This window comes from Aquimarina sp. AU119 (assembly GCF_900312735.1).
Taxonomy (GTDB): Bacteria; Bacteroidota; Bacteroidia; order Flavobacteriales; family Flavobacteriaceae; genus Aquimarina; species Aquimarina algiphila.
On the sequence record NZ_OMPF01000022.1, the window covers coordinates 113,064 to 126,160 of the forward strand.

Consider the following 13,097-nt stretch of genomic DNA (forward strand, 5'->3'; position numbering starts at 1 on the left):
GGAGAATAATAGTTTTGAATCATAAATAAATAATTTTATTAAGATGAATACATTACAAAAACTACTAACAGCAAATGCTATATTTTCTATTGCCAATGGAACAATATTATTACTATTTCCGAAAAAAATAGCACAAATATTTGATGTAGAACCTGGACTTTTTTTTATAATTCTTGGCATAGCCCTTTTATTCTTTGCAATGACCTTAATTATAGAAATAAAGAAACAGAGAGCAATATCTATATTATGGATAACTATTCAAGATGCACTTTGGGTGGTTGGTAGTATTATTTTGTTGGTTTCAAACCCGTTTACCATTTCAATAGAAGGAAATATAATCATAGCTATAGTTGCATTAGTTGTATTATCCCTGGGAAGTGGTCAGTTAAAAGCTTTAGCAAGAATTGATGAAGAGAATAAAAAAGGACAGAAAATACTAAAATTTAGAAGAATTGTAAAAGGTAATAAATCAAAGATTTGGGAGATTGTGTCAGATGTTTCAAATTATCATAAAGTAGCCCCTAACATTGATGTTTCCAAAGTGATTTCTGGTAACAAAAAAGGAATGATACGGTCATGCGCACACGGCAAAGATAGCTGGACAGAGACATGTACTTTATGGGAAGATGAAAAACAATACTCTTTTATGGTAGATACCAAAGCTCCCGATTATCCATATCCATTAAAATCGTTAAAAGGTACCTGGATTGTAAATGAAATAGCTAATAACGAATCAGAAATTGTAATGATTTTTGAATTTGAGTATAAAAAAACTGTACAAAATATATTAATTCACCCTATAATGAAACATAAGTTTACTAAAGTATGTAAGGAACTTCTTGATAATTGGCAAAATATGACTGAGGTGGTTTCATAAAGAATACCACTCCGTAGAGTGGTATAAAGGCATTTTACAATCATTATTAAACAATGATCTACATAACGATTATCCGCCTACTGGTAATGATATATCCACGGGAACATGGTGGCAACACGCGTTCCATGTAGTTGAATAAAAGTACCCTGTAGGGCATGTTGTGGGTGTAAATCTATCAGGATTATGACATACCAGACCATCAGAATTTGGACGAAGCCCTCCTGTAATTGATTTTTGATCTGCTTTGTTTAGCACAGAGCCTAATTTTGAAAATTTCTGTAACATATAATATGTATTTTAAATATTAATATGCATCTAATCTAATTTGAAAATTAATGTGTTAAAAAGATAATGTGTACGTATACTGTATGCGTACACTTCAACACCCAGATTGAAATAAATTACTACAATAAACAAGCATCTAATGTTTTTTTCTTCTTTTAATTCTGCGAATCATTGCTTTTCTAAACTCTCCTGCAATAATAAAAATTGAATTTCCTATAGGTGAAAAATTGAATTTAAGGTTTTTACCTTTGGCCATTCTGACTATATTTCTTCCATAGAATCCTGCTTCTGCTGATTCTTCAAGTTGATGAATTCCTGTGCGGATAGCCTTGTCTATAAGACTTTTTACTTCACCGTTTAAAAAACCTTTAATTTCGTTGATATTAACAATAAATGGCCTTGCCATTCCTATCATATCCACTTCCCCATTTTTCAAGGTCTCTTCTACAAAATCATAGGTCCTAAAACCACCAGTTACCATCAATGGAATATTACTAACCTCTCTCACTCTGTTGGCAAATTCCATAAAGTACGCTTCACGTTTCATAGTGCTCTCCCGAGCCTTTTTTCCATCTTCTCCATTAACCAAAAAGAAAACTAATTTTTCATAGGTCCCTCCAGAAATTTCTAAAAGATCTACTCCAAGAGGTTCTAACATTTTTATTACCGTTAGAGAGTCTTCTTCTGTAAATCCTCCTCGTTGAAAATCCGCAGAATTAAGTTTTAGTCCAACAGGAAATTCTGGACCAACTGCTTCTCGTACATCTTGGATTATAGTTCTTAATAATCGGCTTCTATTTTCTACCGAACCACCCCATTGATCATTTCTATGATTCGTTAATGGACTCAAAAATTGACTTATCAGATATCCATGAGCAGCATGAATTTGCACTCCGGTAAAACCACTTTTTTTAGCAATAACAGCTGCTTTTACAAAACCATTAATCACATCCAGAATATCCTTTTCTGTCATAGCTTTTGGTTTTGAGAAAAGGCCTAATTTTTTTAGCTGTACACCAGATGCAGATTTGGGTTTTAGATTCACAAATCGAGAAGTTTGCCTACCCGAATGACATATCTGTACCCAAATATGGTTTCCGTGTTTTTTTCCTGCACCTGCCCAGGCTTTCATTTCAGGAAGTGCTTCTTCGTTATCAACTACTACATTACCCGCTGATTCCAAATGATAACGATCTACCATCACATTACCCGTTATTAATAATCCGACATTGGTATCTGCCCATTGTTCATATAATCTTACTAAACGAGCATTAGGTTTGCAGTTAGAGCCACTTAATCTTTCAGTCATAGCAGCTTTAACCAATCTATTTTGTATCACAGCACCGCATGGTAATGTGAAAGGTGTATTTAGCATATTTGTATTAAAAGTATTCGTTTGTTTGAGTTTATAGTCTTAATGTATCAGTATTTTATTCCGATTTTTTTGTAGAAATGACCCAAAATCCAAGCAGGACCGACTAATAAAAATTGTAAATCCTTGGCAAAAGATGGTTTTTTGCCCTCATGGTTATGTCCTATAAATTGAAATACCCAGGATACTATAAATATGATCAAAGATATAATCCAAAGAGGAGTAGAAAAATGGAGTGCAATTTGGTAATTACCCCATAATACTAAAAGAGATACAAGAATCATCCCTAAAAATATAGGAATAGACATACGTAAATAAAAAACAAGTCCCAAAACTATCAGAATACTACCAGCATGGGCATAGGGTATTATAGATTGAGGTAATGAAGCGGTTAATGTTCCGACGGGAATAGAAGCTAGTAGCCCTATAATGCTGAAAAATATTAAAGGCACACAAAAATAATGTATGATTTTATTGAATCGTGTTTGATGGCTTTCTCCATATTCTAAAAACCATTGTTCTGCTGTTCTCATTTTTGAAATTATTTTGGGTTATGTATTACGTTTTTACAAACTTTTTTATTTGACGATATTCTTCTATACCTTTTTCGGTTAGATAAGGAAGTAGCAATTGCATCGCCATTTCAACTGGAGTAGTTTTATTTACTGTATAGTTTGATGAAGTAATTACCTGTTCCTGAGAAGACCAAAATGCACTTATCATCCATATATTGTACACCAGTTTATCATAGTCTATAAATTCAGATTCAGGTTTCATTCTCCCGCTCTCAACATAATAATCAACCAGTTTTTTACCTTGTTTAAAACGAATTAGATTTGATTCTTCATACATTTTTGCAACTTCGGGATACTGTCTGGTAATATGTACTACATCATTGAAGAAAAAATGATATCGTTTCATTAATTGATAAAACTTTTTCATCATCAATTCAAAATCATGAAGTGTTATATAACCTTCTGTAGTTATATAATCACTTGCTTCGGTATGCATATTCTTATAAATAACCTGAATCAAATCGGCCTTGGTTTTGTAATGATATGTAAGATTACCCGGACTTATTCCCAGTGATTCTGCTACTTGTCTCATAGTAACACTAGAAAAACCTTTAGCATTAAACAGTGTTAATGCCTTATTATAAATTTTATCTTTGATTTTCATTAGTACAAGTTTACTATTTTTTTTGAAAAATAAAAATACTTATACTAATTTTAGGATTAAAACATTACATATCATCTATTTGAAATTCTTTTTTGTAGTTACTATAATGAACTAAATCTCGTATGGAAGAGAATCATTACGAAATATTTTATAAATTTGATTTTAATTCGTCGCAAAACCTACAACAATCCTAATCTTAATAAAGCCCCATGAAAAACTTAACAAGCTACCTACTAATTTTTGCAATGATATTTACTATGTCATGTAGCAATGAAAAATCGGATTTAGCCGGAAATAATTCAGTATTTGAAGCAGACGCAGAGGATTTAGATGCAAATGGGTTACCAAAAATTCTTTTTGAAGTTCAAACGCCCATAATGCCAAATACTCAGGAATACACTATTGAATTAGATCGATGGGATATACCTAATAATGGAACAAATGCCATTAAAACTACAACTAATTTACAAGCAGCTATTGATTGGGCTCATCAAGAAAGCTATAGTAGAGTTATATTACCTAAAGGTGAGTATCTAGTTGGTGAAGATGTAAATGATATTTATCAAGGAGGTATTAAGATTTATGATAATACCGAATTTATCTTTAGCGAAGGAGCTATTTTAGAAATTGATACTAATGACAAATGGAACTATTGTGTCATTAGTTTAGATGGGGATAATATAATTATTCGGGATGGTATCATTAAGGGAGATCGGGATACTCATATTTTTACTCCACGTGACAGTGATGGAAAAACGGCTCATGATGAAGGTCATGGTATTTGTGTTTGGAATACAAGTAATCAGGTATTAATTGAAAATATGGAAATCCATAGTTTAACCGGAGATGGTTCTTTAGTACTGGACTCGAACGATGTTACTTTTATTAATAATAACATTTATAATAATAGACGTCAAGGTATTTCAATAGTTGGAGGTAAACGTATTGAAATAAAAGATAATGAAATACATCATATTAGTGGAACTGCTCCGCAATTTGGTATCGATATTGAAGGCGCAGGACGTGTCGATGAAGAAATATTAATCCAAAACAATTATTTCCATCATAATACTGGTGGAGATATTGTTAATACTAGTGGTGAGGATGTGTTTATCCTTGATAACGTTATGGAACAGGGAGAAGGAAGTACTTATGTTGACGGACCTATAGTTAGTTGGCATAAGACTCATAATATCATTGCAAGAAATACCATCACTATGGTTACAGGGTCAGCTAATGGAAGATTGGGATACATACAATACTCTGGAGGAGAAGATAAAGGTCATAATCGAGCCACTTATGTACACGATAATGTCTGTAATAGTTGTGGTATGTATATGTATAAAAGTTCTGATGCAGATGTTCGTCGCAACAAATTCTATGGTTACTTTTTGGCATTTTCTGAATTTGAAAATGCCATATTAATAGATAATTTAGTTACTTATTCTGAAGCACACCCTAAACTTAGATTTTGTTGGTCATACCGTTTTAATGATGTTACGGGTTTTGCTAGCGGAAATTATTTAGGAGATGATCCAGAGGAGATTCCACTTTCAAAAACTATACCTCATACACTGCAATGTGTATTAGATGGGTGGTAGGATTTATTTTTCAGGTAAATACATATTAGAGATCACTAATAATGTGATTAAGATTAGATTAATTAAAATAGTAAGCATAGAATCTTTATGCGCTAAATGTGCAACAATTGCAGTAATTAAAAAAAATCCTACTCCGGCATATGTCCATTCTTTTATTTGTAAACTAATATTTGGTATCAGTAATAGAATTGCGGCAATAGTTTTTAATGCCGCTAATTCTATTCTAAAAAAATCTGGAAAGCCTAGTGCTCTGATACCATCAATTGTACTTTTATTGAAGACATAAGTATAAGAACTAAAAAATAAAAAAGAAGAAATTAATATGGTAGATGACCAATACATTATTTTCATGCCTCCTGTTTATAAAAAGTTATTTTTTATTTGACTTACTAATTTAGTACCATCTGGATCCGCTTGTGTTTTTAGCGCAGTAATATTTTCTGCCCATTCTGAAGTACGAATTCGCAAAGGAGGATTTTCATTATTTGCCACTTTTAGCACCACCTCTGCTACTTCTTGGCCGGTTTGATATACCTGAACCTCACTTTCACTTGCTCTTTTTTGAGTACCTGCCAAGTATTTTTCGAATATAGGTAAGTATTCCCCTTTGGCTAACTGTCCTTCACTAGTTGTTTTTTCTACTGCTGATTTCATAAATTCTGTTGCAATACCACCTGGCTCTATACATGTGAATTTAATATTAAAAGGTTCGCTAACATAAGTCGCTAAACCTTCCATAAAACCTTCTGTAGCAAATTTTGCTCCACAATACAACTCATTAAAAGGTTGACCAACCAAACCACCTACAGAGGTTATACTGATGATTTGACCAGATCGTTGTTTTCTCATAAAAGGTAAGACTGCCTGCGTACAAAACACTGTACCATGGTAATTCACATCCGTTACCCATCTTATCTCTTTTTCTGTTGCCTGCTCGGTTGTTTTTGCAAAACCCGCTCCTGCATTGTTTACCAATACATCTATCTTACCATCTTTTTGTATAATAGTTTTTACAGCAGATTCTATTGAGTTAATATCGGTTACATCAAGTGGAAGTAATTCAATATTTAAATTTTCTTTTTCAATTCTTTCGTTAAGAGGAGTTGCTTTTTTTAGATTTCGCATAGTAGCATAAACCTTATATCCATTCTTAGCGAATAGAATTGAACTCTCAAACCCTACTCCTGTAGAAGTTCCTGTAATTAATACATTTTTATTCATTATAGTTGGTTTTGATTAGAATGAATATTCATTCCAAAAATTATATAAAAAATTTACTCTTTAATAGCGTCCCAAACCATTTTAGTTTGATTTAAGCATGAAATTTCTGTTGTATCTTTTTGAAGGAAATACCACCTTAAATAAGATAAAACCGCTCCACCTATAAACAAAAATAGTTCATTTATTTCTATATCTTTAATAACTCGTTCTTGCTTACCTTTTATCAATAATTGCACAACAGGATCAACCGATATCAATCCTTTTTTTTTGCTTTCTTCCGTAATAATCGGAGAAGCTTGTAGTTGCTCCATAAATAGAAAATATATTGGATTTTCTATGAAAAAGTCAATAATAGAAGTGAAATAACCTTCAAATTGTGTTTTTATAGGTTGATTTTGGTCAAAGGATAAATATACCGACTTTTCTTTTTGTTTTATGTCAACATAAATCTCATTAATTAAAATATTTTTATTAGGAAAGTAATTATAAATAGTTCCCATTCCTGTACCAGCAGCTTTTGCTATTGCAGACATTGGTGTATTATGGACTCCTTTCTCTGCTAAGAGTTGAAGTGCAGAAATTAGTATAATATCTTTTTTACTCATGAAACAAATTTATAAAAAAATGGAATAATCATTCCAAGTTTTTAACACTTATTTGATATGATTAAAAATTCTATATTTTAAATTATATGATGCTATATTTTATGGTTTATTGTGTATTTGTAAAGTTATCCTCAAAAAATTTCACCCATTTCCCTTCTGTAAGTTTTTCTCCATATTCTCTAAAACTCTTCACTCCTGTTTTTTCGAACACATATCTTGTATTCTCATTCGCTTTAACAATAAATTGTTGATTATCATATGTGGCAGGAAGTTTATTCACCCCTCTTTTAGAAAAAGGAAAATAGTAATATGTTTCATCTTTTTCATCATAGTATATAATAGTATGCAGTTGTAATAATTTTGAGTTTAACTTAATTACTAATATACTTTTGTCCAGGTCATAGCTTATTTTCTGAAAAGCTGGAGCTTGTTTTGTAATTTCTTCATTTTTATACACTGTTGAAGTGCCAATCCATTGTCCAACCATGAATTCTAAATTTCCCATCTTTTCTTGTTTTACGTTTTGTCCTAATGCTACATTAAATAGGAAAAGAAAAGCGGCTAGATAATGATATTTATAACTTAGATATAAGGTTTTTTTAAATTTCATATTTATTAGTTTTGTCGCAAACAATCTGGTGATATAAATTTATAGTGAATAAGAAGAATAATTAATATGATAGATATTTACTATTTATTGATCATATCTTTTTTTAATTCTATTTAGAGTGTCAATAAAGGGCTTAGTTAACCCCATAGACTTAGATAAAACTAAACTTCCTTGTATGTCAATAAAGGTTTGATTGGCCTTATTTATAGCTTTAGCTTCTATCATTCCTTTTTCCATTCCAAAATGTTTGAAACTTTCAATCCACAAGTTAATACCTTCTCTAATTTGTGCTCCAAACAATGCAATTCCAGAATCTAGTGATAACGACCTATACATGCACACTTCTTGTCCGTCATTATAAATAGTACGAATGCTTTTAATGGCTTCTTCCAAACGAATATTCATAGCTTTATCCTGATCAGTCAAAATTTTGTAAATATTATCTCGTATCCACTCTTCCATATATGTTAAAACAGCAGAAGTCATATCCTTTTTACCACCTGGGTATCGATGATACAAACTTGCTTTTTTTAAACCTGCGGCATTTGCAAGTTCCATTAAACTGGCTCCATCGTACCCTTTTGATCGTAATACAGACATAAGGCCTTCTAACATTTGTTCTTCTTGTACTTTTTGTGGTCTCATGTAACAAATATAAAGGTATTCATGATATTTTACCAAACGTTCGGTAATTTTTTAACATAATTTTGATATTGAAATCAAACGTTATTTTATATATAACTTTTATATGATTTTATATCTATTATAAAATCGATTTGTTACTTATAAAATACTCTATCCTTCTCACTATTATTCTTAGTACAATTACAACAGACCGAATCGGGATATAATAAAATACTTAGTAACTCTATATATTTAGTAAACCATCTGTTCAATACCTGATTTAATGTTAGTTTCTTTATTTTTGGTTTTGATTTTATACATTCTATATTATATGTTTTCATTACTTTAGTTTTTAGTGATAGTACTATGTTCACACGCCCATTCTACAGCTTTGTAGGCATGAATTTTTGCCGTATGAAATATTGGAATTTTTATATCCTGTTCTGAAAGTAGTAAAGAGAGTTCTGTACAACCAAGAATCACTCCTTCTATTCCTTTTGAATACGAATTTTTAATTATTTCTATGCTATGTTCTCTTGAGGTTGTAGTACATACTCCCTTTACCAGTTCTGTATAAATAATATCATGGATTCGTTGCCTTTCATCAGATGCCGGAATACTAATTTCTAAATCATATTGATTTTCTAAAATGTTAGTATAGAAATCCTTTTCCATTGTAAACTTTGTCCCTAAGAGCAACACTTTTTTAAGTTTTTTTTCTCTAATGGCATCTCCTGTAGCTTCAGCAATATGTAAAAAGGGAATAGACACATGCTCTTTTATAGCATCACTCACTAAATGTATTAGATTGGTACACAGCACTATGATGTCTGCTCCTGCCCTTTCTAATTGCCATGCACTTCTTGCCATAATAGCTCCAATACTATCCCAATCTCCTTCAAATGTTAGTTTTTCGATTTCTGCAAAATCAACAGATACCATGATTATTTTGGCTGAATGGGAGCCTCCTAAAACTTCATTGATTCTTTTGTTAATCAATTCATAGTAAAGTTTTGAAGATTCCCAACTCATCCCTCCTATTAATCCAATTGTTTTTGATGTTTTCATGTTGTATATTTTTTATCAAAATTATGGGTATAACCTTCTATTTATTAAAAAGTAAATTGAATCCTCATAAGTGACTAATTGATTTTTTTTCAACTACAACTCGTAGTATTGTATTGTATCTTTGTTGAGTATGGAACTTAAGTATTTCAGATTAATAAAAACTATTGCAGAAGAAGGTAGTATTGCTAATTCTTCAGAACGTTTATTTTTAACGCAATCTGCTTTAAGTCATCAATTGCGAGAGCTCGAAGAACGTTTAGGCTTTAAAGTATTTCATAGAACCAGAAATAAATGGGAATTAACCCAAGAAGGAAAAGAATTGTATCGATTAGCCAATAAACTATTTAATACTATAGATGAAGGTTTTAATACTATTAAACACATCAAAGAAGGTTCTAAAGGGGCTATTAAGTTAAGTGCAGAATGTCAATCCTTTTTTCATACTATCCCTGGATTTATTCAAAAAATGGGTATACTTTATCCAGAAATTGATATTGAATTGAGTCTTGGTGCTACCTACCAAACCATCTCACAAGTATTATCTAATGAAATTGATATTGCTATTGTAACAAACAAACCTGAAGAAGAAGAACTTACTAGTATAGAGGTATTTGAGGATGAAATATTTGCTATTATGCACAAAGAAAGTAAATTAAATGAACATGAATATCTTGAAGCTAGTCATTTTGCCAATATACATTTGTTGATTAATTCGTTTCCATTAGAAGGAGTATCTGTTTATGATCATTTTTTAAGGCCTCATAAAATAAATCCAATTAAAATCTCTGCAATTCCGTTTACCGAAATTACAATCTCGATGATTAGGGCTAATATGGGAATTATGTGTGCTCCAAAATGGCAACTAAAACCTTTTACTCTATCAGAAGATATTGTTTTTAAGCGCATAAGTAAACATGGGGTAAAAAGAAAACATTATCTGGTATTAAAGAAAGAAAACAGAAATAAGAAATATATTCATGATTTCATCTCTAATTTTGAAGAAAATTTTATGGAATTATAAATAAAAGTAATTCAGCATACACATTAGTATACTGAATTACCTGTTGCAAATAATTTTGCTTTTTCTTAGAATCGCTTAATATTTAAAGTCTTAGTTACAAAATTATACATCTCGCTATTCATTTGTTTGTGGTAAAAAAGCTTTAAACTCATAAATTCTTGATACAAGAATCGCAATAATGGCTACAATAGAAGGCATCCATTCTCCATCTCCAACCATATAGTGGGCAAAAAACGCAAGTACTGCATCAAAAAAGAAACCAGCGTATGCCCACTCTTTTAAAAATGTATTTTTTCTGTTTAAAACTGCTAACAATCCTAATATCTTAGCTATGGCTAATGGATATATTATCCAAGTCGGAAATCCAAGATTTTCAAAAAAACCAGATGCTCTTTCATAATTAAATATATACATTCCTGCAGAAAATGTGAATACCAGAGTCATAATCCCTGTAGCTATCCAATATATAATTTTATTTGTTTTCATGATAATAGTCTTTAATTGTTTATTAGTTTAATTAATAGGTTGAGAAAAAATAACCTCACGTGTTACTTGCCAACGATTATCTTCTCTAACCAAATCAATGCTTAGCACCAATTTTCTTTCTTCTTCTGTTAATTTTACTTTTCGAGTTATTAAAACATGAGCTGTTTGTTCATCTGCTTCAATATGATTGAATTCAGCCCAGGTATTCAATGGAGCTTCCCCATTATCCCGTTTCATTTGAAATAAATTTTTAAAGGTTGCTTTGTCGGCATTCATTAACTGACCTTTATCATCTATCATAATAACTTGGAGATTATCATGATAAATTGATTCTAATTCTTCTACATCAAAACTTGTTCCTGCTTCAATTAATCTTTCAATAGTTTTCTTAACCTCTATTAAAGGCTGATTTTCTGTATTCATTTTACTAATATTTATATTACTATTTAATGTAAAGGGTTGAGATCTCATCTTTTAAAACATTTAATAAATCCTTAGGCTCTAACCTTAGCATATGATTCTCTTCAAAATAATCGTAAACGATTTCCAGATCTTTATTGATGACATATATGGCCGGAACCGGAAGTTCATAATTAGAATTATCATGGATCTCGCTAAGGTTGATTCCGAAATTGGTATATTCTTCTCTTAATTTTTTATTTAACTGAAAAACAATCCCAAAGGCTTTCATCAGTTTGGCATTTTGATCACTTAATACGGGAAATGAAAGATGATTCTTATTTGAGGTTTGTATCGTTATTTCTGGAGTTTCTGCACTAATTGCTACGATACCTGCCCCTAATTCGGCAAAGTCTTCTTTTAATTTCTCATAAGCTCTTAATTCTGTATTACAATAGGGGCACCAACCACCTCTGTAAAAATTAATGATCAATAATTTATGAGTAACTAATTCTTGTATCGATGTAGATATACCAAAAGAATTTAACACTTCTAAATCTGGAACATAATCCCCTTTTTTAAGAGCATTTTTCTTTAAATTACTTAATCTAACTTCTTTTATGCCATCTAATAAAACTTGGGCAATTGCCTTAGGTATCCTTGAGAATCCAGCATCGCTTATTTGTATCAATTGTTGCTTTAGTGTCATCATTGTTTATTTTGATAACACAAAATTACTGAAGCAATAAGGCTTAAGAATAATCAATCAATTATTATAAATAGTCAATCTATAACCGAAGTTGATTAGTTGTATCGTTTGATGAATTTGTTAGGAGTTGTGCCGGTATGTTTTTTAAAAAATCGAATAAAATTTGAAGGTTCGGGAAAACCCATCTTAAAACCAATTTCTTGTGTAGTATATTTTTTTTCAGAAATATTCCGTTTAATTTCAAGAAGAAGCCAACTATCAATAAAAGCTTTGGCAGTTTTATTGGTTACTTCTTTACAGATATCATTAAGGTATTTATATGAAATAGCTAATCGGTTCGCATAATCTTTTGCATTATGACTTTCCTGATAATACTGACTAACTAATAATTTAAAGTGAATAAAATCTTTAAATCTTCGGCTTTCAAAAATTTCATGTTGATATATAGTAAGTCGCTTAATTTGAATAAGTAAAGATAAAAATATGGTTTTAACAAAGTCTGACTTTAAATTATTATTCGTACTGCTTTGTACTTGCTCTAAAAGAGCTATAAAAGGGAAAAGAAGAGCAATGTTCTCCTCACCTATCAGTAGATTAGAAGTATGATATAAATGAAGAAAGTGAAATAGATTCTTTTCACTAATATGTTCCGTAATAAAAGGTTCATTAAATGAAATAATATATCCTTTTACTAATAATTCTTTTTTGAAAAAATGTACTTGGCCTTTTACCAAAGGAATTAAGACTCCTGGAGACAATATATACTCCTTAAAATCAACATTATGAGTACTATTACCCTCTGTGATGATGATAAGTGCATTAAACTGAATTCTATGAGATGAAAATAAATCTACAGAATGGTTTTCAAAGCGCTTATAGAGATTTTCCATTGAAATTATTTCAAAAGGAATAGGTTGTTTTGCAACCTCAGAGTATATTATGTCTTCTATATTTTTGGACAATTAATTATTGATTATTAAGTCAATAAAGATACTAATGAAAATTGATAATCATTCACTCCTTTATAACTGTTCATTTAC

The 13,097-nt window shown here is 30.8% G+C and carries 17 protein-coding genes; 3 read left to right on the top strand and 14 right to left on the bottom strand.

All coding sequences use genetic code 11. The annotated features are described in order from the left end of the window. Window positions 1-43: 43 nt before the first annotated feature. Window positions 44-877, top strand: coding sequence for a type II toxin-antitoxin system RatA family toxin (locus tag DK442_RS18320; protein WP_109437349.1), 834 nt, complete (start codon window positions 44-46; stop codon window positions 875-877). Window positions 878-946: 69 nt separating this feature from the next. Here DK442_RS18320 and DK442_RS28290 read toward each other — a convergent pair whose 3' ends face one another. From DK442_RS28290 to DK442_RS18335, 4 genes are all read right to left on the bottom strand, one after another. After that, a complete protein-coding gene (locus DK442_RS28290) occupies window positions 947-1,162 on the bottom strand; it encodes a hypothetical protein (protein ID WP_143918500.1) in 216 nt (71 codons plus the stop codon). Window positions 1,163-1,298: 136 nt separating this feature from the next. Then, on the bottom strand, window positions 1,299-2,537 hold the full coding sequence (locus DK442_RS18325) for an NADH:flavin oxidoreductase/NADH oxidase family protein (protein WP_109437350.1): 1,239 nt from the start codon (window positions 2,535-2,537) through the stop codon (window positions 1,299-1,301). Window positions 2,538-2,584: 47 nt separating this feature from the next. Next, window positions 2,585-3,067, bottom strand: a complete 483-nt coding sequence (locus DK442_RS18330; protein WP_109437351.1) for a DUF962 domain-containing protein — start codon at window positions 3,065-3,067, stop codon at window positions 2,585-2,587. Between the two features lie 25 nt (window positions 3,068-3,092). Next, window positions 3,093-3,713, bottom strand: a complete 621-nt coding sequence (locus DK442_RS18335) for a TetR/AcrR family transcriptional regulator (RefSeq protein ID WP_167571954.1) — start codon at window positions 3,711-3,713, stop codon at window positions 3,093-3,095. A gap of 209 nt (window positions 3,714-3,922) precedes the next feature. Here DK442_RS18335 and DK442_RS18340 point away from each other — a divergent pair, with 209 nt between their 5' ends. Continuing rightward, window positions 3,923-5,314: a right-handed parallel beta-helix repeat-containing protein gene (locus tag DK442_RS18340; protein ID WP_109437352.1), complete on the top strand. Its 1,392-nt coding sequence runs from the start codon at window positions 3,923-3,925 to the stop codon at window positions 5,312-5,314. 3 nt (window positions 5,315-5,317) lie between these two features. Here the strand turns inward: DK442_RS18340 and DK442_RS18345 are convergent, their stop codons facing one another. From DK442_RS18345 to DK442_RS18370, 6 genes are all read right to left on the bottom strand, one after another. After that, window positions 5,318-5,665, bottom strand: a complete 348-nt coding sequence (locus tag DK442_RS18345) for a DoxX family protein (RefSeq protein ID WP_109437353.1) — start codon at window positions 5,663-5,665, stop codon at window positions 5,318-5,320. 9 nt (window positions 5,666-5,674) lie between these two features. After that, window positions 5,675-6,535, bottom strand: a complete 861-nt coding sequence (locus tag DK442_RS18350) for an SDR family oxidoreductase (protein WP_109437354.1) — start codon at window positions 6,533-6,535, stop codon at window positions 5,675-5,677. 53 nt (window positions 6,536-6,588) lie between these two features. Then, entirely contained in the window at window positions 6,589-7,140 is a 552-nt protein-coding gene (locus tag DK442_RS28800; protein WP_109437355.1) for a TetR/AcrR family transcriptional regulator, read from the bottom strand. A gap of 106 nt (window positions 7,141-7,246) precedes the next feature. Then, entirely contained in the window at window positions 7,247-7,750 is a 504-nt protein-coding gene (locus DK442_RS18360; RefSeq protein WP_109437356.1) for a hypothetical protein, read from the bottom strand. Between the two features lie 84 nt (window positions 7,751-7,834). Beyond that, complete coding sequence (locus tag DK442_RS18365; protein ID WP_109437357.1) at window positions 7,835-8,395, bottom strand: TetR/AcrR family transcriptional regulator; 561 nt, start codon at window positions 8,393-8,395, stop codon at window positions 7,835-7,837. A 324-nt stretch (window positions 8,396-8,719) separates the two neighbouring features. Then, on the bottom strand, window positions 8,720-9,442 hold the full coding sequence (locus DK442_RS18370; protein WP_109437358.1) for an aspartate/glutamate racemase family protein: 723 nt from the start codon (window positions 9,440-9,442) through the stop codon (window positions 8,720-8,722). Between the two features lie 130 nt (window positions 9,443-9,572). On the opposite strand from DK442_RS18370, the gene DK442_RS18375 reads away from it, so the two are divergent. Beyond that, window positions 9,573-10,463, top strand: a complete 891-nt coding sequence (locus DK442_RS18375) for a LysR family transcriptional regulator (RefSeq protein WP_109437359.1) — start codon at window positions 9,573-9,575, stop codon at window positions 10,461-10,463. Window positions 10,464-10,577: 114 nt separating this feature from the next. Here the strand turns inward: DK442_RS18375 and DK442_RS18380 are convergent, their stop codons facing one another. From DK442_RS18380 to DK442_RS18395, 4 genes are all read right to left on the bottom strand, one after another. Continuing rightward, complete coding sequence (locus DK442_RS18380; protein WP_109437360.1) at window positions 10,578-10,949, bottom strand: DoxX family protein; 372 nt, start codon at window positions 10,947-10,949, stop codon at window positions 10,578-10,580. Window positions 10,950-10,976: 27 nt separating this feature from the next. Further along, entirely contained in the window at window positions 10,977-11,420 is a 444-nt protein-coding gene (locus tag DK442_RS18385) for a nuclear transport factor 2 family protein (protein WP_109437361.1), read from the bottom strand. After that, complete coding sequence (locus DK442_RS18390; protein ID WP_109437362.1) at window positions 11,392-12,060, bottom strand: peroxiredoxin-like family protein; 669 nt, start codon at window positions 12,058-12,060, stop codon at window positions 11,392-11,394. The genes DK442_RS18385 and DK442_RS18390 overlap by 29 nt, the downstream gene beginning before the upstream one ends. A gap of 92 nt (window positions 12,061-12,152) precedes the next feature. Next, window positions 12,153-13,019: an AraC family transcriptional regulator gene (locus DK442_RS18395; protein ID WP_109437363.1), complete on the bottom strand. Its 867-nt coding sequence runs from the start codon at window positions 13,017-13,019 to the stop codon at window positions 12,153-12,155. Window positions 13,020-13,097: the final 78 nt, after the last annotated feature.

Excerpts from the sequence above, each read along its gene's own strand:
- DK442_RS18320 (WP_109437349.1), top strand. The coding sequence starts at position 44 with ATGAATACATTACAAAAACTACTAACAGCAAATGCTATATTTTCTATT.
- DK442_RS28290 (WP_143918500.1), bottom strand. The coding sequence starts at position 1,162 with ATGTTACAGAAATTTTCAAAATTAGGCTCTGTGCTAAACAAAGCAGAT.
- DK442_RS18325 (WP_109437350.1), bottom strand. The coding sequence starts at position 2,537 with ATGCTAAATACACCTTTCACATTACCATGCGGTGCTGTGATACAAAAT.
- DK442_RS18330 (WP_109437351.1), bottom strand. The coding sequence starts at position 3,067 with ATGAGAACAGCAGAACAATGGTTTTTAGAATATGGAGAAAGCCATCAA.
- DK442_RS18335 (WP_167571954.1), bottom strand. The coding sequence starts at position 3,713 with ATGAAAATCAAAGATAAAATTTATAATAAGGCATTAACACTGTTTAAT.
- DK442_RS18340 (WP_109437352.1), top strand. The coding sequence starts at position 3,923 with ATGAAAAACTTAACAAGCTACCTACTAATTTTTGCAATGATATTTACT.
- DK442_RS18345 (WP_109437353.1), bottom strand. The coding sequence starts at position 5,665 with ATGAAAATAATGTATTGGTCATCTACCATATTAATTTCTTCTTTTTTA.
- DK442_RS18350 (WP_109437354.1), bottom strand. The coding sequence starts at position 6,535 with ATGAATAAAAATGTATTAATTACAGGAACTTCTACAGGAGTAGGGTTT.
- DK442_RS28800 (WP_109437355.1), bottom strand. The coding sequence starts at position 7,140 with ATGAGTAAAAAAGATATTATACTAATTTCTGCACTTCAACTCTTAGCA.
- DK442_RS18360 (WP_109437356.1), bottom strand. The coding sequence starts at position 7,750 with ATGAAATTTAAAAAAACCTTATATCTAAGTTATAAATATCATTATCTA.
- DK442_RS18365 (WP_109437357.1), bottom strand. The coding sequence starts at position 8,395 with ATGAGACCACAAAAAGTACAAGAAGAACAAATGTTAGAAGGCCTTATG.
- DK442_RS18370 (WP_109437358.1), bottom strand. The coding sequence starts at position 9,442 with ATGAAAACATCAAAAACAATTGGATTAATAGGAGGGATGAGTTGGGAA.
- DK442_RS18375 (WP_109437359.1), top strand. The coding sequence starts at position 9,573 with ATGGAACTTAAGTATTTCAGATTAATAAAAACTATTGCAGAAGAAGGT.
- DK442_RS18380 (WP_109437360.1), bottom strand. The coding sequence starts at position 10,949 with ATGAAAACAAATAAAATTATATATTGGATAGCTACAGGGATTATGACT.
- DK442_RS18385 (WP_109437361.1), bottom strand. The coding sequence starts at position 11,420 with ATGAGATCTCAACCCTTTACATTAAATAGTAATATAAATATTAGTAAA.
- DK442_RS18390 (WP_109437362.1), bottom strand. The coding sequence starts at position 12,060 with ATGATGACACTAAAGCAACAATTGATACAAATAAGCGATGCTGGATTC.